16 protein-coding genes and 2 pseudogenes are annotated in these 24,701 nt (G+C 72.3%); 6 read left to right on the top strand and 12 right to left on the bottom strand.

Annotation, left to right across the window (positions count from 1 at the left end):
• Positions 1–160: 160 nt before the first annotated feature.
• Positions 161–1,717, bottom strand: coding sequence for a hypothetical protein (locus tag WMF20_RS16610; RefSeq protein WP_437614772.1), 1,557 nt, complete (start codon positions 1,715–1,717; stop codon positions 161–163).
• A gap of 98 nt (positions 1,718–1,815) precedes the next feature.
• Positions 1,816–6,237, bottom strand: coding sequence for a DEAD/DEAH box helicase (locus WMF20_RS16605; RefSeq protein WP_437614770.1), 4,422 nt, complete (start codon positions 6,235–6,237; stop codon positions 1,816–1,818).
• 124 nt (positions 6,238–6,361) lie between these two features.
• On the opposite strand from WMF20_RS16605, the gene WMF20_RS16600 reads away from it, so the two are divergent.
• A complete protein-coding gene (locus WMF20_RS16600) occupies positions 6,362–7,015 on the top strand; it encodes a Uma2 family endonuclease (RefSeq protein WP_437614768.1) in 654 nt (217 codons plus the stop codon).
• 176 nt (positions 7,016–7,191) lie between these two features.
• Here WMF20_RS16600 and WMF20_RS16595 read toward each other — a convergent pair whose 3' ends face one another.
• From WMF20_RS16595 to WMF20_RS16575, 5 genes and pseudogenes are all read right to left on the bottom strand, one after another.
• The gene (locus WMF20_RS16595; protein WP_437614766.1) at positions 7,192–8,403 is read right to left on the bottom strand and encodes an alpha/beta hydrolase; all 1,212 of its coding nucleotides are present in this window, start codon (positions 8,401–8,403) and stop codon (positions 7,192–7,194) included.
• A gap of 455 nt (positions 8,404–8,858) precedes the next feature.
• A pseudogene (locus tag WMF20_RS16590) lies at positions 8,859–9,071 on the bottom strand (dihydrodipicolinate synthase family protein); the annotation flags it as partial.
• Between the two features lie 179 nt (positions 9,072–9,250).
• Positions 9,251–10,561 (bottom strand): MFS transporter, encoded by a 1,311-nt coding sequence (locus tag WMF20_RS16585; RefSeq protein ID WP_437614764.1) that lies wholly within the window; start codon positions 10,559–10,561, stop codon positions 9,251–9,253.
• Between the two features lie 269 nt (positions 10,562–10,830).
• Positions 10,831–11,466, bottom strand: a complete 636-nt coding sequence (locus tag WMF20_RS16580; protein WP_437614762.1) for a hypothetical protein — start codon at positions 11,464–11,466, stop codon at positions 10,831–10,833.
• A gap of 334 nt (positions 11,467–11,800) precedes the next feature.
• Positions 11,801–12,043, bottom strand: a complete 243-nt coding sequence (locus WMF20_RS16575; RefSeq protein ID WP_437614759.1) for a hypothetical protein — start codon at positions 12,041–12,043, stop codon at positions 11,801–11,803.
• Positions 12,044–12,052: 9 nt separating this feature from the next.
• On the opposite strand from WMF20_RS16575, the gene WMF20_RS16570 reads away from it, so the two are divergent.
• The gene (locus tag WMF20_RS16570) at positions 12,053–12,214 is read left to right on the top strand and encodes a hypothetical protein (RefSeq protein ID WP_437614757.1); all 162 of its coding nucleotides are present in this window, start codon (positions 12,053–12,055) and stop codon (positions 12,212–12,214) included.
• Between the two features lie 76 nt (positions 12,215–12,290).
• Positions 12,291–13,445 (top strand): NADH:flavin oxidoreductase/NADH oxidase, encoded by a 1,155-nt coding sequence (locus WMF20_RS16565; protein WP_437614755.1) that lies wholly within the window; start codon positions 12,291–12,293, stop codon positions 13,443–13,445.
• 49 nt (positions 13,446–13,494) lie between these two features.
• Here WMF20_RS16565 and WMF20_RS16560 read toward each other — a convergent pair whose 3' ends face one another.
• The gene (locus WMF20_RS16560; protein ID WP_437614752.1) at positions 13,495–14,337 is read right to left on the bottom strand and encodes a helix-turn-helix transcriptional regulator; all 843 of its coding nucleotides are present in this window, start codon (positions 14,335–14,337) and stop codon (positions 13,495–13,497) included.
• A gap of 432 nt (positions 14,338–14,769) precedes the next feature.
• A complete protein-coding gene (locus WMF20_RS16555) occupies positions 14,770–15,099 on the bottom strand; it encodes a DUF6289 family protein (RefSeq protein ID WP_437614750.1) in 330 nt (109 codons plus the stop codon).
• 343 nt (positions 15,100–15,442) lie between these two features.
• On the opposite strand from WMF20_RS16555, the pseudogene WMF20_RS16550 reads away from it, so the two are divergent.
• Positions 15,443–16,213 (top strand): annotated as a pseudogene (locus WMF20_RS16550) (TauD/TfdA family dioxygenase); the annotation flags it as partial.
• Between the two features lie 20 nt (positions 16,214–16,233).
• Here WMF20_RS16550 and WMF20_RS16545 read toward each other — a convergent pair.
• Together WMF20_RS16545 and WMF20_RS16540 are read right to left on the bottom strand one after the other, a co-directional pair.
• Entirely contained in the window at positions 16,234–17,346 is a 1,113-nt protein-coding gene (locus tag WMF20_RS16545; RefSeq protein ID WP_437614748.1) for a D-alanine--D-alanine ligase family protein, read from the bottom strand.
• A 166-nt stretch (positions 17,347–17,512) separates the two neighbouring features.
• A complete protein-coding gene (locus tag WMF20_RS16540; RefSeq protein ID WP_437614746.1) occupies positions 17,513–18,259 on the bottom strand; it encodes a 2TM domain-containing protein in 747 nt (248 codons plus the stop codon).
• Positions 18,260–18,346: 87 nt separating this feature from the next.
• On the opposite strand from WMF20_RS16540, the gene WMF20_RS16535 reads away from it, so the two are divergent.
• A complete protein-coding gene (locus tag WMF20_RS16535) occupies positions 18,347–19,537 on the top strand; it encodes a serine/threonine-protein kinase (RefSeq protein WP_437614744.1) in 1,191 nt (396 codons plus the stop codon).
• Positions 19,538–19,582: 45 nt separating this feature from the next.
• Here WMF20_RS16535 and WMF20_RS16530 read toward each other — a convergent pair whose 3' ends face one another.
• Positions 19,583–23,467 carry a M36 family metallopeptidase gene (locus WMF20_RS16530; RefSeq protein WP_437614742.1) on the bottom strand — a complete coding sequence of 1,295 codons (3,885 nt, stop codon included), beginning with the start codon at positions 23,465–23,467 and terminating at the stop codon, positions 19,583–19,585.
• A gap of 338 nt (positions 23,468–23,805) precedes the next feature.
• Between WMF20_RS16530 and WMF20_RS16525 the strand changes: the two genes are divergently transcribed.
• Positions 23,806–24,564, top strand: coding sequence for a CDP-alcohol phosphatidyltransferase family protein (locus tag WMF20_RS16525; protein WP_437614739.1), 759 nt, complete (start codon positions 23,806–23,808; stop codon positions 24,562–24,564).
• The last annotated feature ends 137 nt before the right edge of the window (positions 24,565–24,701 follow it).

Raw genomic sequence — 24,701 nt, 5'->3', positions numbered from 1 at the left:
CAGCGAACGGATATTGACGCATCAGCGTTGGGGCGCAACGTGCGCTCAGGCACGCCGGGGCCGCGATCGCCGGAGCGCAGGCGGCCCGCGCCGCGGCGCTCGGAGCCGGGCGCGGGCTCCGGCCGAGCGGCGGCGCGGCGGCTCCCGCGCCGGGCGTCGCTCAGGGGTCGAGCTTCACCAGATACCCGTCGGCGTCGCCGCGCGTGGTCACGGGGCCGCCGCCGAAATCCACGGTTCCGCGGAACCCCCCGACGGCGAACACCTCGCCCTTGGGGCCGAGGGCCACCCCTGTCCCCATCTGCATGTCGGGATCGCCGATCTGGCGGCTGAAGAGGTGCTTGCCGTCGAGCCCGAGCTTCGCGATGAAGATGTCTCCGCCGCTGAGATAGCCGTTGCGATCCTCCTTCGTGCCCTGGCTCTCGAGCACGGTGCCGTCGAAATCGATGCTCCCGAGGAACGTCCCCGTGATGACCGCGTTGCCCGCCGGATCCACGGCGAGCGAGGCGACCTCCTGCAGCTCGGAGTCGCCGAACCCACGGCTGTAAAGATGGTTTCCCGCCGGGTCGAACTTGGCGACGAAGAAGTTCGGCTTCGTGCCGAGCGCGACGAGCGGCCCGCCGCCGAAATCGACGCTCCCCTGGAACATCCCGGCCAGGAACACGTCGCCTGCTGCGTCGAAGGCCACTTGAGAGGCCGCGTCGTAAAGGCTGTTGCCGAACGCCTTCTGCCAGAGCAGCCCGCCCTTCGGCCCGACCTTGGCAAAGAAGATATCGCGTCCACCCTTGGAGACGAGGGGCGGCGCGCTCGTCGGGTCGAGGTTGAAGCTCTGGTCGAACGTGCCCGCGATCGCGACGTTGCCCTCCGCGTCCGCGGCCAGCCCGCCGGCCGCGAGCGACGCCCTGCCATCATCGATGTAGAGCGTGAAGGCGTGATTGCCGTCCGCGTCCAGCTTCGCGACATAGACCGCATTGCCGCTGATGGCGTCGCCGACCGGCCCGCCGCCGAAATCGGCCGTGCCGCCGAGGGTTCCGGAGATGAGGACCGCTCCCTGCCCGTCGACGGCGACGTACTCGAGCTCCTTCACGTACTGATCGCCGAACCCCTTGCTCCAGACGTGGTCGCCGGTGCCGCCGTCGAACCTGGCGAGCCCGAGCCCGCCGTTGCTCTGGGGCAGCGGACCGCCACCGAAATCGAGGTTCTGGAAATAGCTCCCCCCCACGAAGAGCCCTCCGCCGGGGCCGTGCGCGACGTGCTGGCCGCCGGCGAGGCTCAGGCCGAACGACCTGCTCCAGAGGTGCTTGCCGTCGCGATCGAACTTCGCGAGGTACGACGCGGAGCCGTCCTGCGCGACGATCGGGCCGCCGCCGAGATCGATCGCGCCGGAGAACCGCCCGATGACGATCGGATTCCCCTCGGGGTCCACGGCGACGCTCGTGGCCCAGTCGAAGCCGTTCTCGCCGATCTGGATCGCCCACTGGAGCCGCCCCGGTTCCGCCGCGGCGCCCCCCTCGCCGCCGCTGCCGCCGCCCCCACCGTCTCCGCCGCCGCCGGCGGCCGGCTCGCGCCCGCCCGCGCCGCCACCGCCGCCCCCCTCGCCGACACCGCCGCTTCCATCGCCGTAATTCCTCACCTTGGGCGAGCAGGCCGCGGCGCCGAGGGTGGCGATCGAGAGCAGCACGAGGGCGCGAACATGAGTGTCATGGTTGAGTGAACGCATCCCTCGAGTATATAAACGGCGCGGCCGCGAGGTTCCTTTGAATCCGCGGGCCGCCGCTCAACGCTGTAGCGGAGGAGGCGAGGAGCGCGGCGGAGAGCTCACACCGCTGCTCGCGAGAACGCGGCCTGCGCCCGGGGCCGCTCGCCCGCCGCCGGGGCGATGGGCGCGAGCGGCACCCCATCGCGGTAGATCACCACGTGACCGAGCGCGGCCGGGATGCGCGGCCCCGGCGTGACGATGCCCACGAGGTTCAGCGGATCGCACGCGCACAGCTGGACGATCTCGCCGGACGGGGGCTCCCGCCGGACGGCGCGGAGCCCGTCGAGCGCCTCGGGCAGCGCGAAGTGCTCGCCCACGAAGCCGGCGATGAGGTGGCCGCCCCGGATCTGCCCCGCCATCTCGAGCCGCCGGTAGACCCGCAGGAGATCGCGCCACGCCGGCGGCCGCGGCTCGCGTGCGAGCAGCTCGCGGCAGACCACGCCGTAGCGGCGGAGGTACTGGTGCGCGAGCGCCTCGACCACGTCGAGGCCGTCGGCCCCGTCCCCGCCGGCGGCGGGCGCGTCCGGGCGCGCCCGCAGGAGCGACCACCGGCCCGACGCGACCGGCCCCGCCCGGCGCGACCCGCCCCGCAGCCGTCCGGCGCCCAGCGCGACGGTCGCCGCGGCGCCGCCGCCGAGCAGCGAGCGCAGCGCCGCGAAGCCGTCGCCGGTCACGAGCCCGGCGGCGACGAGCTCCCAGAGCGCCTCCTCGACCTCGGCCCGGGACCGGCCCGCGCCCGCGGCGATGTCGTCGAAGAACGACGCGCCCGCGCGCGCGAGGAACGACAGCACGCCCTGCGCCGGCTCCGAGAGCGACGCCGGCGGCGGCTCGCCCTCGGCCTCCCGCGGCGCGAGCAGCCACGAGAGATCGCGCCGCAGGGCCAGCGTGATCGGCGCCGCGCGCGTGGGCGCCGACGCGTCGCGCGGGACCACGCGGCCCCAGGCCACCTCGCCGGACAGGCAGAGCGCGTCGAGCAGCCCCTCGTCGTAACCGGCCACGCGCGCGGGCAGCACCTCGCTCTCCCACGCCCCGGCGGCGAGCTCGAAGCCCTGCAGCTGCTCGATCACCCGCCCGAGGCCCCCCGGCCCGCGCGCCTGGGTGCCCCGCGCCACGCCCTGCCACGCGAGGAGGAACCGGATGAGCTCCGCCGCGGTCGCCGGCTCGATCGCCTTGCGCAGGCCCGTGACGGTGCGGCGGTGGATGCGCGCGAGGAGGCGGCGGTCGCACCACTCGATCGACAGATCGCACAGATCGCCCGCCGCGCCCTGCGCCGGCGCGCCCCTCAGGAAGCGCCCGCGCAGGGCGCCGCCCGCGAGCTCGATCCGCGCCAGCGCGGACAGCGCCTCGTCCGTGGGCACGTCGAGCCGCCGCGCGAGCTCCGCGGTCGAGACCGGCCCCGCGGCGCTCAGGAAGCCGCGCACCAGCGCCGTGATCGCGGCGCCGCGATCTTCGCCCCCGCCCTCGGAGCGCAGGGCGGGCGGCACGGCGACGTCGGGCGCGAACACGGCCCCCGGCCAGATCGCCTCGACGAGCGGCCGCCGCTCCGTCGCGACCCAGCGCGGCGCGGCCGGCGCCCCCGCGCCGGCGTCGCGCGCGGCGCGCACCTCCGCCGCCCGGCCCGCGGCGCAGAGCGCCTCGAAGAGCCGCGCGAAGCCGCCCCGGAGCCCCTCCTCGGCGGGGAGCGCGACCCGGTCGAGCAGGAGCTCGTGCAGCTCGTCCGCGTCGCGCACGTCCGGCCGCGCCTCGGCGACGACCTCGGCGATGACCTCGGGATCGAGCCCGCCCAGCCGCTCGGAGACCTCCGCCGGGAGCCCGCGCCGCACCCGGACCGCGCGGGCCCGCCGCTCCTCCAGCGGGGCGTCGTCGAGGAACGCGTAGGGGTTCGCGTTCAGGATCTCGTGCGAGAAGACGCTCGGCTCCGGCGTGTCGAGCGCGACGACCCGGATCGCCCCGCTGCGCAGGCCGACGAGCAGGCCGCGCAGCCCCTCGACGTCCATGAGCTCGGTCAGGCAGTCGCGCAGCGCCTCGCGGACGAGCGGGTGGTCCGGCGGCTCGACGTGCGCGAAGAGCCCGTGGTTGTCCTGGCACCCCTGCTGCTCGGGGAAGATCGAGAGCAGGAGGTCGTCGGCGCGCATGCGCTGGAGCGCCGGCGGCACCCGCCGGCCCCCCCGGAAGCGGAGCAGCGCGAGCGCGCGGGACGCGGCCCAGCGGAAGCGCGTGCGGAACATCGGGCCCTGGAGCGCCGCCTGGACCAGCACCTCCTCGAGGCCCTCGGGGCGGACGAGATCGAGCACGTCCTCGATCGGCAGCCCGTGCTCCGCCGACAGCGACAGCAGCACGCCGTCGTCGGTCGCCGCCGCCTGGAGCTCGAAGTCGAACGAGCGGCAGAAGCGCTTGCGGAGCGCGAGCCCGAGCGCGCGGTTCACCTTGCCGCCGAGCGGCGTGTGCACGACGATCTGCTGCCCCCCGGCCTCGTCGAAGAAGCGCTCGACCACCACGGTCGCGCCGCCCGGGACCGCGCCGAGCGCCGCGCGCCCCGCCTCGATGTAGTCGCGCACGAGCAGCGCGCCGCGCGCGTCGAGCGCGCACTCCTGCATGAGCCAGCGCGCGGCCCGCGACCTCGCCGCGCGCGCGTCCTCGCCGCCGCCCTCGCCGCGCCGCGCCCCCGGCCGGCCGACCTCGGCCCGCTCCTCCTCGAGCCGCGCGGCGACCTCGGCGCGGAGCGCCGCGACCTCGGCCGAGAGCTCCGGCGTGCGCGCGGGCGCCTCCCCGAGCCAGAACGGCACCGTCGGCGCGGCGCCGTGGGCGTCCTCGACCCACATCTGCCCGCCCTCCAGCCGGAGCACGCGCCACGAGGTGTTGCCCAGCAGGAACACGTCGCCCGCGGACGACTCGATCGCGAAGTCCTCGTCGAGCGTGCCGACCTTCGTGCCGTCGGGCTGGAGCACCACGTCGACGGCCGCGAGGTCCGGGATCGCCCCGCCCGACGTGAGCGCCGCGAGCCGCGCGCCGCGCCGCCCGCGCAGCCGGCCCCCGATGGCGTCGCGGTAGACGAGCGACCCGGCCCGCTGCCGCGCGCCCCGGGCCGCGGACGCGCCCTCGCCGCCGGAGCCCGCGGCGCCGCCCGACACCATGGCCACGATCGCGTCGAACTCGCGGCGCGACAGGCCCTCGTACGGCGCGGCCCGGCGCACGAGCGCGTAGAGCCCCTCCTCGTCCCGCTCCTCGCACGCGCACGCGGCGATGATCTGCTGCGCCAGCACGTCGAGCGGCCCCTCGCGCGACGTCATCCGGTCGAGCTCCCCGCGCCGCGCCGCGCGCACGATCGCCGCGCACTCGACGAGCTGGTCGCGCGTCAGCGGGAAGAGCCGCCCGCGCGGCGTCGCGGCGAGCGCGTGGCCCGAGCGGCCGATGCGCTGGAGGGCGACGTTGATCGACCGCGGCGAGCCCACGAGGCAGGCGAGGTCGACCGCGCCCACGTCGATGCCGAGCTCGAGCGACGCGGTCGCGACCACGACGCGGAGCTCCCCCGCCTTGAGCCGCCGCTCGGCCGAGAGCCGCCGGGCCCGCGAGAGGCTGCCGTGGTGGGCCGCGACGACGTCCTCGCCGAGCCGCTCGGCGAGCGCGTGCGCGACCCGCTCGACCAGGCGGCGCGTGTTGACGAAGACCAGGGTCGAGCGCGCCTCCCCCGAGAGCGCCGCGATGCGGTCGTAGATCTCGGCCCACTGCTCGTTCGTGCAGACCGCGCCGAGCTCGTCGCGGGGCACCTCGACGGCGAGGTCGAGGTCCCGCCGCTGCCCGACGTCGACGATCTCGGGCAGCTCGCGCGCGCCGGCGACGAGGCGGGCGGCGATCTCGATCGGGCGCACCGTGGCGCTGAGGCCCACGCGCTGCGGCCGGGCGCCGCCGCGGGAGGTCACGAGGTCCTCGAGCCGCTCGAGCGTGAGCGCGAGGTGGGCGCCGCGCTTGTCCCCGGCGACGGCGTGGACCTCGTCGACGATGACGGTGCGCACCCCGGCGAGCGCGCGCCGCCCCGACTCGCTCGTCAGCAGGATGAACGCCGACTCCGGCGTGGTGACGAGCACGTGCGGCGGCCGGGCGGCCATGGCGCGCCGCTCCTGCGCCGGGCTGTCGCCGGTGCGCACGACGGCGCGGATGCCCGGCGCGGGCAGGCCCGCTTCCCGCATGGCCGCCGAGATCTCGGCGATGGGCTGCTCGAGGTTGCGGTGGACGTCGTGGGAGAGCGCCTTGAGCGGCGAGATGTACAGGACGTCGGTGCGGTCCTCGAGGGCGCCCCGCGCCGCGTCGCGGACGAGCCGGTCGAGGCAGAAGAGAAAGGCGGCGAGCGTCTTGCCGGCGCCGGTCGGCGCGCAGATCAGCGTGTCGCGGCCGGCCGCGATGACCGGCCAGGCGCGCTCCTGCGCGGGGGCGGGGGCGCCGAAGCGCCCCTGGAACCACCGGTCGACGACGGGGTGAAACATCCCGCCGAGGGTAGCCGGGGCGGCCGAGGGGCGGAAGCGGGAGGCGGAGCGCGCCGGGCCGCCGCGGGGCCCGGACGATGCTCCCGGGAGACCGGCAACGGCGTGCTACGCTGGACCCGTCGTCATGATGCAGAGCGCAGTCGTCATCGGGCAGAGCGCGGTCAGCGAGGCGCCGGCCGGGCCGAGGCTGACCCTGGCCGACTGGACCCGCCTGCCGGAAGACGAGCCTGGCGAGCTCGTGGACGGCGTGCTCGCGGAGGAAGAGGTGCCGGACGCGGTTCACGAGGTCGTCGTGGCCTGGGTCGTCGGGGTGCTCCGGAGCTGGCTGATCGCGCGGGGCGGGCTGGTGCTGGGCTCCGAGGCGAAGTTTGCCGTGACCTCCTCGTCCGGCCGCAAGCCCGACGCCTCCGCGTACCTGCCCGGGAGCCGCAAGCCGCCGCGCCGCGGCCTGATCCGCGTCCCGCCCGACATCATGGTCGAGGTGCTCTCTCCGTCGCCGCGCGACGCGCGCCGGGACCGCGTGGAGAAGCTGCACGAATACGCGCTCTTCGGGGTGCGCTGGTACTGGCTCATCGACCCGCAGGCAGCGACGGTCGATCTCCTGGAGCTCGGCGCGGACGGCCGCTACGTGCACGCGCGCGCCGCGGCGGACGGCGTGGTCTCCGGCGTGCCTGGCCTCGAGGGGCTCACGCTCGACCTCGACGCCCTCTGGGGCGAGGTCGAGCGGCTCGGCCCTGAATCCGGCGAGGCGCCGCTCGGCGAGCAGCGCTCCGAGTAGCGGAGCCAGCGCGCGGTCCGATCCTGGCGGGCCCCGCGTCGGCGCGTCATCGGGTGCTTGGGCGGAGCGCCTCGATCGCTGCTCGATCTGAGCGCGCTCGGCCTCGTGCCCCCCGCTCCAGCAGCCATCGGTCGGCGAGGCGCGACGCTGTACGAGCCCGAGCGACGCTCGACCGATCAGCCTCGATTCCGTCTTGCTCGCGCTCTGAAGAGGACGGCGCCGATTGCCGCAAGATAGAGCCCGAAGTGCCAAGGCGGCGATCCGGGTTTGGACCCGGGGACCGAGCAGCTGCAGCCAGAGTCGTTCGTCGAGGGCGTACCTTCGTCGGTGCCGCTGCTCCCACTGCTCGCGACCTGCCCGCCAGTCGCCTGAGAACCGCCTGTCGTGACGGCATCACCTCCGGTCGCGCCCCCGCCGTTTCCGCCGCCGTCCCCTGCACTACCGCCGTCGCCCGAGGCCCCGCCCGCCCCGCCGCCGCCCGCTCCACCGCCGCCCCCCCCGCCGCCGGCCGCCCCGCCGCCGCCCCCCCCGCCGCCGCCCGTCGCGCCATCGTCGAGGAAAATGCGTTGGGCGAAGTTGTAAAAGCTGCGGTTCCAGACGGTCTTGGTATGGCCTTCGTTCGGCTCGATCTGGTAAATATGGTCGATGTTGTTCGCGTCCAGGAAGTCGTGATAATTTTTGCTATTGCCGATCAGCCCGTCCGTACTCCCGCAAGAGATGAAGATGAGCTTCACGTTGTCCTTGACCGCAGCCACATCCCGGATGGTCTGACTTGGCTGCTGGGTATTGGGCGCAGCCGAATACGGCCCGATGTAGTGAAAAACATCGGTATTGGGGAACCCGAAGTTGAAGGTTTGCCCCCCGCCCATTGACAGGCCGGAGATGGCCCGCAAATCGGCATCCGTCGCGGCGGAATACGTCTTCTCGACCCAGGGGATCAGGTCGTGGAGCAGGACGTCCCCGAAATTTGCGAAGCGCGCGAAATCGTCCGCTCCGTCCATCTTGCCGCTGGGCATCACAACGATCATGGGTTTGGCCATACTCTTCGAGTACAGATAGTCCATGATGTTGTCGGCATTGCCTTCGTTGCTCCCCTGGCCGATCCAGGAAACCTCATTGCCGCCGATTCCATGATGCAGGTAAACGACAGGATATTTCTGGTCCGTCGAATACCCCGGCGGCGTATAAACCGTCACCTTCCGCATTCCGTAGTTCCGGGTCGGATAGCTGACGGAGACGTCCAACTTCCCATGGGGAATGCTGGGGTTCCTGGCATCGAAACCCGCAGGCGGAACGGGAAGGTTAGCGGGGTCGCTGGCATACACCGCGGCGGGGAGGACTGAGATGACCGAGAACGAAAGGACAGCAGGCAAGTTCTTTAGGTGCATGAGGACCTCCAACGCGCGTAAGAGCCAAACTCGAATTCCGTAGACCGCGCTATGAGTGCCTTGGCGAATTTTTGCATTGTCACCGTGGTGTCCTATGCAATCGGCGCGTGCCGACGCACGGGTCGCGCAGCGCGCTGCAGGCGGTGTGCAAAACTATGCCTCAGGCGTTCCGAGGAGCAGAGGGGCTAGGAAATCAAAAAGGTATCCGAATGTCAAGCTCCTCGTCGCCGAGCTCGGCCTCTCCGCGGGACATCAAGGTCGCATTCACAGGCCTCGTGCCCTCCATAGCGACAAGGACCTGCTTCGTGAGGTTGATATCTGTCGGTTTTTCGCCGCTCTTGCCCCAGACCGGCATCTTCTAAGCCGGTCCACGCGGCCGGCGTGGTGGATCGTCGATCCAGGAGCCGTCCTTCGTCTCATCATGCAGCTTGCCGGCGGTCCGCCACGGCCAGGCCGCTGCGGATCACGCCGCCTTCGGCCATCGCCGCCTTGGCGGCGCGCAGGCCGCATTGGCGGTTCTCGTAGTTGATGAGGGGGAGAATGCGCGCGTATTCCGCGGCCGCCTCCTTGCGCCGCCCGGCCCGGTGATGCTCCACCACCGGCTTGATGAGATCCGGCGAGAGAGCGCTCGGCATGGTGCCGGTCGCCCCGGCGTCGAGATCTGCCATGGCGGAGCATCGTCTCGCCGAGCTACACCACCGGGAATTCGAGGGGGAAGCCGCCGGCCTCCAGGATTCCCCAGCGGACATGCTCGGCGATCGTCCTGAAATGCGAATTGCAGGGCGAACGCGGAAGAGGGCGTTCGCCACCGGCACGCTCGGCGCGTCCGGCTGATTCCGCCGGCGCCCTACCAGTCTGCCAGCCGGGGGACGAGCACCTGGATGCTGACGCCGGCGATGATGAGGCAGCCGGCCAGGAACAGCATGGGGGCGAGCTGGCTGCCGGTCGCGTCGTAGATGCGCGGCACCACGTTCTGGACCACGAATCCGCCGAGGTTGCCCACCGAGTTGATGGCGGCGATGCCGGCGGCGGCGTGCGGGCCCGCGAGGATCTTCTGGGGCACGCTCCAGAACACCGGCTGGCCGGCGAAGATGGCGGCGGCGGCGACGCACAGCAGGGCGAACTTGGGCGCTGCGCCCGGCATCACCACGCTCAGCACCAGGGTGAGGGCGCCCAGCAGCATGGGGCCGGAGATGTGCCAGGCGCTGACGCCGTTGCGGGCGGCATGGCGCGGCACCCACCAGAGCGCCAAGGCGACGAAGACCCAGGGGATGACGTTGATGAAGCCGTTCTGGATGTTGGAGGCGCCGAAGCCCTTCACGAGGGTGGGCAGCCAGTAGCTGAGGCCGTAAGCGCCGAGCGGCAAACCGACATACAGGCCGGCGAGCGCCATCACTCGTATATCCAGCAAGGCCCGCCAGGGGGAGCCTTCCGCCTGTTGGCGGGGCTCCGCGGCGAGGGTCCTGGCGAGCCAGGCCTTCTGGTCGGGGGTGAGGAAGCGGGCCTGCTCGGGGTGGCTCGGCAGGCGCCAGAGGACGTAGGGCGCGAGCAGGACGGCGGGAGCGCCGGTGGCCACGAACACCCACTGCCAGCCAGCCAATCCCAGGAGGCCGTCGAGGTCGAGCAGCGCGCCGCCGATGACCGAGCCCACCGCGTTGGCCACGGCGCTGGCCATCATGAAGGCGCCGATCATGCGGGCGCGGTGCGCCTGCGGGTACCAGAGGGTCAGGACATAGAGCACGCCCGGGAAGAACCCGGCCTCCGCCACGCCCAGCAGGAAGCGCAGGACGAAGAACATGGCCGGGCTCTGGGTGAACCCCAGCGCGATGGTGACGAGACCCCAGGTGCCCATGATCCGGCTGAACCAGACCCGGGCGCCGACGCGGACGAGGATCAGGTTGGCCGGCGCCTCGAACAGGAAGTAGCCGAGGAAGAACAGCGAGGCGCCGAGGCCGTAGGCGGCTTCGGTGAGGCCCAGGGCGCCCACCATCTCCAGCTTGGCGTAGGAGACGTTCTGCCGGTCGATGTACGCGATCAGGTACATCAGGCAGAAGAGCGGCATCAGGTGACGGGTGATCCGCTTCAGGGTCGCGGGGCCGATGTCCGGGTTCAGGGTCGCGGGGCCGATGTCCGGGGCCGCGCCCCCTGCGTACCGCATGCCATCCTCCAATCCTCTCGATATGCTATGAAATCCAAACTCGATCCGAAAGTCAAGCTCTCGTAGCGGCCGTCCCAGCGTACAGCCATACTGCACGTGCTGGTTGACATGCGTTTGGCTGTGGGTTGCCGTTACGCCCCACATTGCGCTGTTCGACGTCACCGCACGGATCAGACGAAGTCGCGGTGCCACTCTTGAAATTTTCAGAGGAGCCTGGATCCCAGGATCCTCGAGCGGTTCCATGACCGCAAGGTCCTCTACATTCGCAATTACGACCGCCAACGGATCTGAAATCGGCGACCGTCTCGGGCTGGCAGCTGTCCTTCAACACCTCGGACAAGGGCAAGGTAAGCGAGATCTGCCGCGATCTTGGCCTTGAGGCGGAATGGCGCGGCGAGAGGCTCCGGACGAGGCACATCGCGCAAGGCGCGGCCTATCACCCGATCACCGGCGAGCTGTTCCTCCATAACCAGTCGTACTGCGCACGATGGCGTCGGACGTCCGGGGAGCCATGACCCCCGGCGGTGAGGCTGTTCGAGCCCGGGCTCTCGCGTGAGCAGAGGAGCGCCATCCTGACGCTCGCGCCGGACGAGCAGAGCACCAACGCCTTTTACGGCGATAGCGGCGCCCTGATCGAGCAGTCGATCGGCCTCGAGGACGTAAAGACGCCCATGCTCGTCGGCGCGCAGGTCGATCCGGATCAGCGACCTCAGCCGGAGCCTCGAGTAGAGCTCGCGAGCGAATGCCAAGAGGGCCCGCTTGAGGGCTTGGTCCGTGTCCGGGATAGGCATCGTGCGGTCGTGGTCGATGGCCCTCCTGTCCATCGAGGTGAAGATGCGCTCGCCGGGCTCGAAGCGGCGCTCCAGCGCGGAGAACGCGTGGGGAGAGCGGCTGCCGAAGAACATACCCCCGCGCGATCCGGAGGGTTCGGGTGAGCGCATCCATCCACTTCTTGAGCGCGGGGAGAGCGACCTGCACGCTGGAGCTCCGGCTGGCCTGACACGCCTCCTCGAGCTGGCTGATCAGCCTCGAGCACGGCTCTCGAACACGAGGGATGGCGCTGCGTGCTCGCATGGATGGGTGCCTCGAGGACAGCCTACTTTTCCCGGAGTGGGCCCGTGATGGTCCCATACGTCTCGCCGCCCGGCTGGGCAAGCGGGCCGGCCGCCACAGCACCTGGGAGGCGCGCAGGCCGCTCGCGTGCGGGGGAGAGCGGCGGCGCGGCCTGCCCCCCCGCCCTCAGCGCCCGCCGCCGCGGCCTCGCCGGGCCGCGCGATCCGCCTCCTCCGCGCCGAGCGCCTCGGACTCCGCGTCGTCCACCCCGGCCTCGTCCGCGTCGAGCGGCGCGATCCGCCGCCCGCGCGGCGCGTCTTCCGGCGGCGCCGGCGGAGCGCTGCCGCGGATCTCCTGCGCGATCCGCGACAGCACCGTCGCGACGCCCTCCTCGACGGCGTGCCCGAGCTCCTCCGCGCTCCGGTTCACGAGGTCGTCGTGGCCTGGGTCGTCGGGGTGCTCCGGAGCTGGCTGATCGCGCGGGGCGGGCTGGTGCTGGGCTCCGAGGCGAAGTTTGCCGTGACCTCCTCGTCCGGCCGCAAGCCCGACGCCTCCGCGTACCTGCCCGGGAGCCGCAAGCCGCCGCAGCGCTCCGAGTAGCGGAGCCAGCGCGCGGCCCGATCCTGGCGGGCCCCCGTTGCCATCCGGGGGTGCGGCGCCCCAGGCAGCGATCACCATGGCAGAACCGCACCGCGACAGCCGCGAGCGGGCGCACGGCAGCGTGACCGATGCCGTGCATGACTTCGATGTCCCGGAGATCGATCTGCTCAGCCCGATCGAGATCCGCGGCGTGACGCTGCGCTCCCGCGTCGCCATGTCGCCGATGTGCCAGTACTCCGCGAGAGAGGGGCTGGCCAACGACTGGCACCTGGTCCACCTCGGCAGCAGGGCCGCCGGCGGGGTGGCGCTGGTCATGGTCGAGGCGACGGCGGTGACGCGCGAGGGGCGCATCACGCCCGGCGACCTCGGCCTCTGGGAGGACGAGCAGCTCCGGGCCCTGGGCCGGATCGTGCGCTTCGTGCACGAGCAGGGCGCGGTCGCGGGCATCCAGCTCGCGCACGCGGGGCGCAAAGCGAGCTGCGACGTTCCGTGGAAGGGCGGCGCGCGGCTCGGCCTCCAGCAGGGGGGCTGGGCGGTTGTCGCGCCCAGCCCCATCCCGTTCGCCGACGGCGACCCCAGCCCTCTGCCCCTCGACGCCGCGGGCATCGAGGGGATCAAGGCCGCCTTCGAGGCCGCGGCGCTCCGCGCGCTCGCCGCCGGCTTCCGCGTCTTCGAGATCCACGCGGCGCACGGCTACCTGCTCCATGAGTTCCTCTCGCCGCTCGCGAACCAGCGAGACGACGAGTACGGCGGCAGCCTCGTGAACCGGATGCGCCTCGTGCTCGAGGTCGCCGAGCGGGTCCGGCGCATCGTGCCGGAGTCGCTGCCCCTGTTCGTGCGCATCTCGGCGACGGACTGGGTCGAGGGCGGCTGGGGCGCGGACGACTCGGTGGCGCTGGCGCGGCAGCTCGGCGAGCGCGGGGTCGATCTCATCGACGTCTCCTCCGGCGGCCTGGTGCCAAAGGCCACCATCCCCGTGACCAAGGGCTACCAGGTCCCGTTCGCGCGCAAGATCCGGGAAGAGGCGGAGATCTTCACGGGCGCCGTGGGAATGATCTGCGAGCCCGAACAGGCCGATCGGATCATCACCAGCGGCGACGCGGATCTCGTGTTCCTGGCGCGGGAACTGCTGCGCGAGCCGTATTGGGCGCAGAAGGCGGCGCGCGCGCTCGACGGCGAGCCCCGCTGGCCGATCCAGTATGGATATGCGCTGAAGCGGCGGCAGAAGTAGGGCGCGCCGAGCACGGAGCCCGGGGAGGACGCTCCCTGAGCTGGAGGGGTCACGCGGCGACGCTCCTGGGCGCGGCGCGGCGGGGCGCGCCGCGCGCCCGCGCCCGCCACTCGCTCGGGCTCTGCCCCGTCGCCTTGCGGAACATGGCGCTGAAGTGCTGCGCCGACGCGCAGCCCACGTCGATCGCGATGGCCGTCAGGCTGTCGTCGCCCGCGAGCATTCTCCCCTGGGCGACGCGCACCCGCGCGGCGTTCACCTCCGCCTGGAACGTCGTGCCGGCTCGCCGCAGGTGCCGCTGCAACGACCGCTCGGAGAGGTGGAGCGCGCGCGCCGCCTCGGCCAGGGCGGGCCGACAGGGCGACGCGCAGAGCAAGCGCCGGAGCGAGCCGAGCACGCTCGCGGCCCCGTCGGCCTGGTCCCGAAGCCCGATCAAGCGCCCGACCAGCGCCTCGCGATCGCGTTGGCCGAGCCAGGCGAGCGCCTCGCCGATGCCGTCGAACACCGCGACCGGGAACGAAGGCTTCAGGACCTCGTAGAAGCCGGAGACCACGGCGCCGGCGAACCCCGGCGGCCGCACCAGCGCCTGCCGTACGACCAGCTCGCGAAACGGCTGCCAGCGCGCCGAGAGGTAGGCCGCCATCGACGCGAACGCCGCCGGGTCGGCGCCCTCGAGGCCCTGGAGGTCGACGAACGACACGTGACGGCCGCCGTGCGGCGTCAGCACCGCGTCGTTCAGCCGATTGAGGCGCTCGATGTCGTCGGCGCTCGGCCGCCCCCACAGCGAGAACCCTTTGAAGGCGCGCTCGGGGTACCAGAAGACGAACGTGGGGTCGACGAAGTACCTGCCGACCGGATCGGCCAGGAGCTCATCGATGCTGGAAGCGCTCTTCAAGTCGTCGAGAGAGATCATCGGCGGGCGTCGGACACGCGCCTTCGATCGAGCGCTGTGCGCCGCGGCGCGCGGAGCGCGCTGCGCAGCGGCCGTTCAGCGCCGGCGCGGAGGGCTCGGGTTGTCGGTTGGTCAGCTCGTTCGCCTGACTAACGCATTCGACATGCCACGCCCGGCCGACCCCCTCGCGCTCGGCGCGAGCCGCCTCCCCGCGCTCGCGGGGCCCGCACCTCCGCGCGCTCTCCGGAGCGCGCGCGGCGCGGCGCCCCCCCGCGCCGTCCGCACCAGCGCGCGTAGGCCGCAGCCGCCCCGAGTGCCGACGTCATGACAGCGCCAACCTGAGCCATGGGGCTGGCGCAGGTCGGCGCAGCACCGGGCTCCGGCGCTGAGCCTGCTCAGTCCGCGCCAGACCTGCTCAATCCGCGCCGAGCTCGCTCAGAAGGCCGGGCACGAGGATCCGACGCACGCCACGGACGGCGGGCCGCCAGGGACCGCGTTGTCGTAGCAGATGTAACAGTTCGTCGAGGGCAGCCCGGGCATGGTGCTGCCGGGGCAGTTGTAGCGACGCTGCTTGTAGTACCTCGACGATTCTCCGAAGAACTCATTATAATCGGGGTCGCAGTCGCGGGTCTCGACGCCGATCGGGGTCTTGAACGAGCTGTCGCTGTAGTAGGTTCGGGTGAAGCCGGTCGACATCAGCGGCTGCTCGGCGGAGCCCACGGCCTCCTCGCCGGCGGCCGCCTCGGCCTCAGGTGCCGATTCCATCGGCTCGGCCATGCAGGCGGCAAGAGCGGTGGCGAGGCCGAGAGCGATCAAGATGTTCTTCAGCATGGTCTGCGTACTCCCTCGTTGTGGCGGCGCGAGCGCGCGCCCCGGCGCCCGCCCGCCGCCGCGGGTCGGCGCGCGGCCGGGGTGAGCGAAGGGCGCGCCGGTCGCGCGATCGTCGTGAGGATGTCTACGCGCGGGGCGCCGGGCGCGCGTTCATAAACGCGCCATTCGGTTGTGCTTTCGCGCCACCCGACGCCGTCAGCGCCCGCCGCGGCCTCGCCGTGCCGCGCGAGCCGCAAAGCGTACGTGCCTGCATCGACGCCGCAAGCATCGGCGCACCATGCATCAGATGCAGTCGTGCGATCCGATCGCGCGGGCGGATCCCGTTTTTCCTGGCATGGCAGGCGATCCAGGAGGCGCGAGAAAAACCGTGAAACCAGACCAAAAGAAGCAGATCGCTCCGCCGTTCAAGGATCTGCTGGACGGTGTCAGGTGCTCGGTCCGGTTCCCTGAGCACGGCTTTATCCTGCAGCTGGAGCCGACCGGCACTCCCGAATCCATCGCCCGCTGGATTCAGGAGCACGAGCAGCTCATCGGCGACGCGACGCTGGAGTACGGGGGCATCCTCTTCCACGGCTTCGATCTGGACGTCGCGTCTTTCCGGCGGCTCGTGGGCCTGCTTTCCGACGAGATCCGCTTCGACTACATCGGTGGAACAGGCCCTCGGGAGCGGTACTCGGATGACGTCTATGTATCCACGTATGCGCCGCCGGGAGTGAAGCTCGCGCAGCACCATGAGATGGCCTACATGCCTTCGTGGCCCATGATGGTCTTCTTCTACTGTGACCTGGCCCCGCGCAAGGACGGGGAGACGCTCGTCTGCAGCTCCCGAAATTTCCAGAGGAGCCTGGATCCCAGGATCCTCGAGCGGTTCCATGACCGCAAGGTCCTCTACATCCGCAATTACGACCCGCCGACGGATCTGAAATCGGCGATCGTCTCGGGCTGGCAGCTGTCCTTCAACACCTCGGACAAGGGCAAGGTAAGCGAGATCTGCCGCGATCTTGGCCTTGAGGCGGAATGGCGCGGCGAGAGGCTCCGGACGAGGAATATCGCGCAAGGCGCGGCCTATCACCCGATCACCGGCGAGCTGCTCCTCCATAACCAGTCGTACCTGCGCACGATGGCGTCGGACGTCCGGGGCGCCATGACCCCGGCGGTGAGGCTGTTCGAGCCCGGGCTCTCGCGTGGCGACCTCAGCCGGAGCCTCGAGTAGAGCTCGCGAGCGAATGCCAAGAGGGCTTGCTTGAGGGCTTGGTCCGTGTCCGGGATAGGCATCGCGCGGTCGTGGTCGATGGCCCTCCTGTCCATCGAGGTGAAGATGCGCTCGCCGGGCTCGAAGCGGCGCTCCAGCGCGGAGAACGCGTGGGGATAGCGGCTGCCGAAGAACATCCCACCGCGGTGCAGGATGCCGCCGCAGACGGCCACGCAGAACTCCCGGCCGCTCATGTACCGCTCGACGATGACATTCGCGCGCGTCAGGGCGAACACCTCCTTGACGAACGAGGAGAGCTCCTCCCTCTTCTCGACGAAGTGCACGTTGAGCGACGCTCGCCCCGTGCTCGGCTTCACCACGAAGGGACCGGGATGGCTCTCGAACGCGCCCCGGATCCGCCCTTCCGGCGCGCCGTCGAGCGGGTGCCAGACCACGAACTCGGGCGTGGCGATCCGGAGCGACTCCAGCTGCCGCTTGAAGCAATCCTTGGAATCCAGCAGCGACGCGTCCAAGGGGCTGTGTCCGATGTAGGGAATACCCAGCATCTCGAGCGTGGCCGCGGCATGGCAGATCGAGCTCTCTCCCTGCATCCCGGCCGAGTTGATCCAGGCGAGATGGGCTCCGCATTCCTTCAGGCGCGCAGGCATCCTCATGTCGTCGGGAATGAGCGCCACGTCGCTGAACCCGATCCGCTCGAGGGCGCGCTGGATGTCGGTGGCGACCTCGTAGTAGCTCTTCCACGGCCGGAGATTGGTGGACCAGTACAGCGCGGCGTCGGGCTCGGACCTGTTGCCGCCATAGATCACCGCGATCCGGAGGGTTCGGGTGAGCGCATCCATCCACTTCTTGAGCGCAGGAAGGGCGACCTGCACGCTGGAGCTCCGGCTGGCCTGACACGCCTCCTCGAGCTGGCTGATCAGCCTCGAGCACGGCTCTCGAACAGAGGGGACGGCGCTGCGTGCTCGCATGGATGGGTGCCTCGAGGACAGCCTACTTTTCCCGGAGTGGGCCCGTGATGGTCCCATACGTCTCGCCGCCCAGCTCGGCAAGCGGGCCGGCCGCCACAGCACCTGGGAGGCGCGCAGGCCGCTCGCGTGCGGGGGAGAGCGGCGGCGCGGCCTGCCCCCCCGGCCCTCAGCGCCCGCCGCGGCCGCGCCGGGCCGCGCGAGCCGCCTCCTCCGCGCCGAGCGCCTCGGACTCCGCGTCGTCCACCCCGGCCTCGTCCGCGCCGAGCGGCGCGATCCGGCGCCCGCGCGGCGCGTCCTCCGGCGGCGGCGGCGGCGGAGCGCTGCCGCGGATCTCCTGCGCGATCCGCGACAGCACCGTCGCGACGCCCTCCTCGACGGCGTGCCCGAGCTCCTCCGCGCTCCGCTCGAGGCGCTGCTTGCGCTCGATCTGCTCCATCCTGCGCCGCTCCTTCAGCCGCCGGTGCTCCTCCCGCTGCGCCAGCGCGGCGCTGCGCTCGACCTCCCGCCGGAGCTGCCGCGGGGACACGTCGCTGGAGAGCCCGGCGCGCGCATGGAAGGCGAGCCCCAGGCCCCAGCCGAGCAGCGGCCAGAAGAACCACCACGGCCCGGGCGTGAGCGCGTTGATCGCGAAGAGGAACGCGTTCACGACGAGGAACGAGAACAGGTGCGAGCGGAACCCCGTGCGCCGGCGCGCGAGGATCGCCGCGCGCGCCTCCGCCTCGCCCCGGACATGCTCGATCTCGCGCGACGCGGCCTCGATCGCGCCCCGCGAGATGCCGATCTCCTCCGCGGCCGCGACCAGCTCGTCATGGCCGACGTCGCGCGCCTGCGCGTCCCGGAGGGCGCGCTCCAGGATCGCCCGCACCTCGGCCTCGGTGTACCGCCGCCCGCTCTGCTTGTCCGGTTTCGTCATCGCTCTCCTTCCCGCGCGTCCCCGCGCGCAGAGCATACGCTTGACCGCGTGCGCCCGCCCCGCTTCCATGGGCGCAGCAAGGACCCCATGAGCAGCGATACGGCCTTACAACGCGTGGGGACCACGATCCGCAACAAGTGGACGCTGGAGCGGCTGCTCGGCGCCGGCGGCATGGCCGCGGTGTACGTCGGCGTCCACCGCATCGGGCGCCGCGACGCGCTCAAGATCCTCCACCCGCAGGCCGCGAGGTCGAAGGAGATCTGCGACCGGTTCGAGCGCGAGGCGCAGGCCGCCAACCGCTTCCGCCACCCGGGCGCCGTCGAGATCCGCGACATCGACGTCGCCGAGGACGGCGCGCCGTTCCTCGTCATGGAGCTGCTCGAGGGCGAGTCGCTCGCCGAGCGCGAGCGCCGCCTCGGCGGCCTGCCGCTCGCCGAGGTGCTCGGCTTCGCCGCGCAGGTGCTCGACACGCTCGGCGCGGCGCACGCGCAGGGGATCATCCACCGCGACATCAAGCCGCCCAACCTGTACGTCGTCCGCGAGGACCCCGCGTCCACGCCCGCGCCCGCCGGCGGCCCGCGCATCAAGGTCCTCGATTTCGGGCTCGCGCGGATCCGGCAGGACTCCAGCCTCCAGGGGGAGCTCACCCGGATGGGCCTCGTGCTCGGCACGACGCCGTACATGCCGCCGGAGCAGGCCAAGGGCCGCGACATCGACGCCCGCGCCGACCTGTTCGCGGTCGGCGCCACCATGTTCCGCCTGATCGCCGGCCGCCACGTGCACGAGGCGAGCACCGACTTCGACCTCCTGCTGAAGATGGGCCGGGAGCCGGCGCCGCCGCTCGCGCGGCGCGCGCCGTACGCGCCCCGCGACGTGTGCCTCGTCGTCGACCGCGCGCTCGCCTTCGACCGCGACCAGCGCTACCCCGACGCGCGCCGCATGCTCGAGGACGTGCTCGCCCTCCTGCGCCGCGAGCCGCCCCCGTACGCGTCGCGGTTCGCGCACGCGCTCGATCCCGACGCGATCACGCTGCACGGGCAGCGCTCGCCCGCCGCCCCGGACGACGAGAACGGGCCCACCACGGTCCCGGTGGGCCCCGCGAGCAGCCCGACCGTCATCGACAGCATCGCGGTCGAGTGGAGCGACGAGCCGCCCATGAGCGGCGGCTCGATCACCACCGAGTGGGAACGCCCCGCGAGCGCGAACGAGGAATCGATCGCGGTCGAGTGGAGCGACGAGCCGCCGGACGCGCCCGCGTCGCACCGCGCGCGGCGCTGACGGGCTCGGCGGCTCGTCAGCCCGCGCCCCCCGGATCGCGCCCGGTCAGGCCGCGCCCCGGCGCCGCCGCAGCCCGAACAGCGCCATCGCCAGCAGCGTGGCCAGCGGCCCCGCGGCCCTTGTCGCGCCGCCGCCGGGCACCTGGCAGCCGCAGCCGTCGCCCTCGCCGACCACCGCGGGGCCGTCGGTCGGCGCGTCGGCCCCGCCGCTGCCGCCTGCGCCGCCCTCGCCCGGGGCGCCTCCCGCGCCGCCGGCGGCGCCCTCACCGCCGGCGCCGCCCGCCCCGCCCTCGCCGCCGGCGCCGCCCTCGCCGACCGGATCGCCGCACCCGGGCGCGTCCGGCACGAGCGCGCCGAACGGCGTGTTCTCGATGCCGCGGACCTCGATGTCGTCGATCTCCCAGCCGAAATCGCCCGAGTAGGCGTCGGTGCCGATGCGGAACCGGACCTTCACCGTCTTCCCCGCGAACGCGTCGCCGAGATCGAGCGTCACCTGCTCCGGATCGGGCCAGGCCTCGTTCGCGCCGACGAAGCCCTGGCGGCCCGCGAGCGGGTTCACCGACGGCTCGTCCACCGTGTTGCCGATCGGGCCGCCGTACCCGGGATCCGCGTACGCCGCGACGTCGTGCCACGTCTCGCCGTCGTCGTCGCTGATCTCGATGAGCCCGCCGTCCCAGTGGATCGCCGCCTCGTCCTCCGTCGCCGGCGAGATCTCGAACGAATACCGGTGCTTGAACGAGATCACGAGCGGCTCGCCCTCGCCGACCGAGAGCGGCGGCGAGACGAGCTGCGTGTCGGAGAGGCTCGGGTAGTCGACGCCGCGCCACGCGTGGTTCGTCAGGTCCGTCTTCTCGCGCGACCAGATGGCGTCCGCGTCCTCGCCGTCCTTCGACCAGACGGGCGCCTCGCTCTCGACCGAATCGACGGCCGACGCCTCCGGCACGTCGTCGACGTTGAGGCGCGCGCCGGCGACGCCGGCGACCGTCACCTCGCAGGCCCGGGGGGCGGCGACGTCCACGCGGAGCTCCAGCGTCTCTATCCCGGCCGCGGCCTCGTCCACGTCGACCTCGATCTCGACCGTCCCGGCCCCGAACGCCGGGATCGTGGGCAGCACGATCGCGTTCCCGTCCGGGAACGACACGTGCTCGTTCGTCGAGGAGACGGTCGCCGCGGCGCCGAGGAGCGGCAACGGGCCCGCGTTCCGCACCTCGATCGCCACCTTGCCGCGCTCGCCCGCGTCGAGGAAGCCGTCGCCGTCGCACGAGCGCACGCCGTCGTCCGGCTCCCGCAGCGAGACGGCGGCCAGCGGCGCCATCGCGAAGCTCTCGACCACGCCGACGAAATCCTCCGAGTCGCGCGGCGCGGACACCGCGCACGTCCCCGCGCCGCGCCGCGCGAAGCCGTGGGCGAGCGCGAGCATGTCGGCCTCGCTCCGCGCGTACGCCGCCGCGAGCAGGGCGTCCCGCTGCTCGGTGTAGGTCGCGTCCACCGGCGCGAGCTTCATCCCCGCCACCACGATGTCCGACATGAGCCGCCGCGCCTCGTCGTGCGTGTAGATGCGGCCGCCCTCGTCCTCCCGCGCGAGCAGCTCGACGTAGCCCTCGAACAGCATGAGCGCCCAGATCTCGCCCGCGTTGTGCTCCTCGGAGTTCCTCGGGTCGCTGCCCTCGAGGATCGGGTGATCCGGGAGCTCGACGCCGTCCGAGATGTGCCTGAACGTGAGCCCGTTCTTCGAGAAGTTGATCGTGTAGGGCGCCCGGCGGCCGCCATAGTAGGCGCTCTCGCCGCTGTCCTCCGACGCGTAGATCCCGGTCGCGAAGGTGCCGCCGAGGTCGTCGCCGTCGCGGATAGCCATGTGCAGCGCGATGAAGTCGCCCCAGCCCTCGCTCTGCGCGCCGCACTGCGCGGTGAAGCACTGGGTCAGGCGCCGGTGGATGTAGTGCCCCCACTCGTGGGCGGTGACGGTGTTGTCGATCGTGCCGTCGCGCACGACGCCGAGCACGCGCTCCATCGCCGCCCTGACCGGCCCTTCCAGGAGCGCGGCCTTGAGGCTGCTCCCTTCCTCGTAGGAGGTGGAGAGCACCGGGATGGTCACCACGGCGTCCTCCGGCGCGCCGTTTCCCATGCCCGGCGCGGGGACGCCGGGCGCGTTGTTGGCGATGATGAGCGCGGCCGCGCCGGCGGCCTGGGCGTTCACCGCCTTCTGCTTGAAGGTGCAGCCGCCCCGATCGACGAGCAGGATCTTGCCCGTGACGTCGGCGAGCGGCGCCTCGCACCCGTCCCGGGTTCCATCGACCGCGTCGTCGGGCGTGGCGTCGACGCCGTCGTCGACGAGCGCGATCTCGGCGGAGAGGTTGAAGTTCCCGGCCCCGAACACGGCCGTGCCGGTGCTCAGGCTCGCGCCGCCCGGGTCGAGCGTCAGCGTGCGCCGGACGTCCTTGCTGTTCCAGAGGTACATCTGCATCCGCGGCGAGGCGCCGTCGGACATCGCGTTCATGTTCGCGTTATTGCGCTGGGCGTTCGGCACCAGGGCGCCGTCCTGCGCCTCGGCGTGCATCGGATCGCCGTCGAGGCCGCCGCGACCCATGTTGTCGAGCTGGGCGTTGCCGGCGGCCTCGTCGAAGCCCGAGTCGTAGTACCAGTCGTGCAGCCAGTTGTTCACGTAGAACAGCTGGGTCACGGCGGCCATGGTCTGCGCCTCGCTCGACAGCGGATCGAGCGTGGGGTCGTAGACGTGGTCGAACGTCCGCTCCGCGGTGAGGGTCGCCCGGACGTCGCCGTTCGAGTAGCCGTCGGGGGCCCTGTGGTCCGCATAGGCGTCCACGTTGTTGCCGAAGGTCTGGACCGCGTCTCTCGGCAGCCAGGGGTCGGCGGCGCCGCCCGGGCCCTTGTTGAACCCCTCCATGGAGACGAGCGGCGCCGGGATGAACGCCGGCTGCGACCCGTCCGGCATGCCGGTCGGGTGCGGCAGGAAGTCGGCCTGGGGCCCGTCGAGGGGCCGCCGGTCGCCGGTGGTCTCGGCCCAGACGCGGTAGTTGAACGCGTCGTACTCGATCAGGTCGCGGCGGTAGAGGATGCGGCCGTCGTCGGCCGCGATCACGTAGTCGTAGGCGTCCGAGGAGACGGACTCGACCTCTCCCGAGATGAACTCGACGAAGTACGCCGGGATCAACGCCTCCGGCATCGGGAAATAGACCTTCTTCACCCGGGCCGGCTCGACCAGGTGCAGGCCCGCGGCGCGCAGCGCGCTGTCCGGCGCGAGGTCGAACGCCTGGTAGTCGCCCGCGGGGCGCTGGAGATCGACGACGCCGCGCTGCCCCGGGTGGATCCCGTAGAGGTCCTCGAGCGCCCGGCCGAGCGCCTGCCTCGGCGAGAGGCGGAACGCATGGCGGCCCGCGCGCCCCATGGCGGGCACGGCGGCCGGGTGCAGGTTGCCGGAGATCGCGACGAGCTCGAGGTCCTGGCGCATGAGCACCTTCACGTCGGTCTGGAAGACGTCGGCGCCGTCCACGCGCTGCCGCAGGACGACGACGACGGGCCCCTGGCCGAGGTCGTGGACGTGGACCACCTGCGCCGCCGCCAGCGCGGCCCGGGACAGGCCGTAGGCCGCGGCGAAGCGGGCGAGGTGGCGCCGGGCGGCGGCCTCCGGCGTGGCGCCCGGGGCGACGGCCGACGGGGCCTCGGCAGGCGCGGCCCCGCTCGCGGCCCACAGGAAGGTCGGCGCGCCGCGCTGCTCGTCGATGGACGTGACGACCCCGCCCGCGGCCGCGGCGCGAGCGGCGGCCGCGGCGCGCGCGTCGCCGAGGGCGCGCGCCGCCCTGGGCGCGCGCAGGGTTGCGTTGAGGTCGGGCCGCTTGCCGGGGGCCGCGTGCGCGAGCGAGCCGGCGAGGAGCGCGAGCGAGAGCGTGAGACCGCGAATGGAACGCTTCATCCGATCTACTCCGTGCGTGGCTGGACAGCGGTCGTGCCGCCGGATCGCTTCGTTCCCGAGCGGGAAACCGGCCTGATGAATGGAGATCCTTTGATAGACGTTCTCGCCGCACGAGGGAAGCCGCTCGGCGGCTCGGGGCGGGCCTTACGCCGGCGAAGGCGGCCGCGGCGGCGGCAGGCGGCCTCTTCGCTACCGGGGCGAAGCCCGGAGGAAACGAGCCCGGTGGGCGGGAGGAGACGGGGCGCGCGCCGCGCGCGGGGCGGTTTGTGCGTCGGGCGGGGCGGCGCGGAGCGGTTTGTGTCCTTCCCGTCGGACCGCCGCTCTAGGATGCGCCCGCCATGCTCGGCGAAGCGAAGCGGATCTACCTGGCCACGCGGAAGAAGCACGATCAGCTCTTCAACACCTACTTCATGCGCCCGCTCGCCGGCGGCGTCGTCGCGCTGCTCGCGCGGACCTCGATCACGCCGAACCAGGTCACGCTGCTCAACCTCGCCGTGTTCGTGGTCGCGGCGGCGCTGCTCGTCGCGCTGCCTACGGCGGCGGGGGGCCTCGTCGCCATCGGCGTGCTCGAGCTGAGCTACCTCCTCGACTGCTCCGACGGCATGCTCGCGCGCCACAAGCAGATCGCGTCGAAGGAGGGCCACTTCTTCGATTTCTTCACGGACGAGCTCAAGGCGGTGCTCCTCTCGGGCGCCCTCTCGGTGCGCTTCTTCCGCGCCGGCGGCCTCGGCCTCGATGGCGCGCTCTGGCCCGCGGGCGACCCGCGCTTCCTGCTCGCGGGCGTCGTCGGGGTCGCGGTGATCGCCTCGGCGATCTCGCTGACGAACTTCGTCCGCCGCCCGGAGATCAGCGGCAAGGAGGCGTCGGTCTCGGCGTACTACGAGACCGCCACGGAGGAGCGCCCGCGGTCGCCCGTCGCCCGGGCGGCGGCGCTCGTGACGATGTTCCTGCGCTTCCTGAACCACTACCCGAGCCACATCTGGGCGTTCGCGCTCGCGGATCGGCTCGACGTGTTCTTCTGGATCTACGTGCTGATCAACGGCCTTTACCTGGCGCGGGGCTGGCTCGGGCTGCTGCTCAGGTTCGGGCGGGGCTAGCCCTCCGGGGGGAGCGTCGGATGCGGTGCGCGACCGAGCGCGTGGCTTCACGGGCGACGTGCGTGTCGCAGGAGCGGGCCGGCGGGAGCCGCGGGCAGTACGGCGTGTACCGGAAGCCCAAGGGCTATTGAGCGACG

This window comes from Sorangium sp. So ce834, assembly GCF_051521425.1.
GTDB lineage: Bacteria > Myxococcota_A > Polyangia > Polyangiales > Polyangiaceae > Sorangium > Sorangium cellulosum_D.
Note: the sequence above shows the minus strand (reverse complement) of the source record. Positions and strands in the feature narration are given on the sequence as shown.

What these genes read in the sequence shown, in the direction of transcription:
- WMF20_RS16610 (WP_437614772.1), bottom strand. Translation starts at nt 1,717, where the DNA reads ATGCGTTCACTCAACCATGACACTCATGTTCGCGCCCTCGTGCTGCTC.
- WMF20_RS16605 (WP_437614770.1), bottom strand. Translation starts at nt 6,237, where the DNA reads ATGTTTCACCCCGTCGTCGACCGGTGGTTCCAGGGGCGCTTCGGCGCC.
- WMF20_RS16600 (WP_437614768.1), top strand. Translation starts at nt 6,362, where the DNA reads ATGATGCAGAGCGCAGTCGTCATCGGGCAGAGCGCGGTCAGCGAGGCG.
- WMF20_RS16595 (WP_437614766.1), bottom strand. Translation starts at nt 8,403, where the DNA reads ATGCACCTAAAGAACTTGCCTGCTGTCCTTTCGTTCTCGGTCATCTCA.
- WMF20_RS16585 (WP_437614764.1), bottom strand. Translation starts at nt 10,561, where the DNA reads ATGCGGTACGCAGGGGGCGCGGCCCCGGACATCGGCCCCGCGACCCTG.
- WMF20_RS16580 (WP_437614762.1), bottom strand. Translation starts at nt 11,466, where the DNA reads ATGTTCTTCGGCAGCCGCTCTCCCCACGCGTTCTCCGCGCTGGAGCGC.
- WMF20_RS16565 (WP_437614755.1), top strand. Translation starts at nt 12,291, where the DNA reads ATGGCAGAACCGCACCGCGACAGCCGCGAGCGGGCGCACGGCAGCGTG.
- WMF20_RS16555 (WP_437614750.1), bottom strand. Translation starts at nt 15,099, where the DNA reads ATGGAATCGGCACCTGAGGCCGAGGCGGCCGCCGGCGAGGAGGCCGTG.
- WMF20_RS16545 (WP_437614748.1), bottom strand. Translation starts at nt 17,346, where the DNA reads ATGCGAGCACGCAGCGCCGTCCCCTCTGTTCGAGAGCCGTGCTCGAGG.
- WMF20_RS16540 (WP_437614746.1), bottom strand. Translation starts at nt 18,259, where the DNA reads ATGACGAAACCGGACAAGCAGAGCGGGCGGCGGTACACCGAGGCCGAG.
- WMF20_RS16535 (WP_437614744.1), top strand. Translation starts at nt 18,347, where the DNA reads ATGAGCAGCGATACGGCCTTACAACGCGTGGGGACCACGATCCGCAAC.
- WMF20_RS16530 (WP_437614742.1), bottom strand. Translation starts at nt 23,467, where the DNA reads ATGAAGCGTTCCATTCGCGGTCTCACGCTCTCGCTCGCGCTCCTCGCC.
- WMF20_RS16525 (WP_437614739.1), top strand. Translation starts at nt 23,806, where the DNA reads ATGCTCGGCGAAGCGAAGCGGATCTACCTGGCCACGCGGAAGAAGCAC.